Origin of the sequence: uncultured Rossellomorea sp. (assembly GCF_947488365.1) — a bacterium.
Taxonomy (GTDB): Bacteria; Bacillota; Bacilli; order Bacillales; family Bacillaceae_B; genus Rossellomorea.
The window spans coordinates 1-244 of sequence record NZ_CANKZT010000027.1; the positions used below are offsets into that span (position 1 = coordinate 1).

Below are 244 nucleotides of genomic sequence, written 5' to 3' on the forward strand. Positions count from 1 at the left end.
TCCGCAGTAGCTCAGTGGTAGAGCTATCGGCTGTTAACCGATCGGTCGCAAGTTCGAATCTTGCCTGCGGAGCCATTGCTTCCATAGCTCAGCAGGTAGAGTGCTTCCATGGTAAGGAAGAGGTCACCGGTTCGAGCCCGGTTGGAAGCTTTTATATTTTATTTTGAATGGCCCATTGGTCAAGCGGTTAAGACACCGCCCTTTCACGGCGGTAACACGGGTTCGAATCCCGTATGGGTCACCA

General features: G+C 52.5%; 3 tRNA genes. All 3 read left to right on the forward strand.

The features are described from left to right. Nucleotides 1-75, forward strand: a tRNA-Asn gene (locus Q1B03_RS22065). Between the two features lie 2 nt (nt 76-77). Then, a tRNA-Thr gene (locus Q1B03_RS22070) sits at nt 78-150 on the forward strand. Nucleotides 151-169: 19 nt separating this feature from the next. Further along, nucleotides 170-244 (forward strand) — tRNA-Glu (locus Q1B03_RS22075).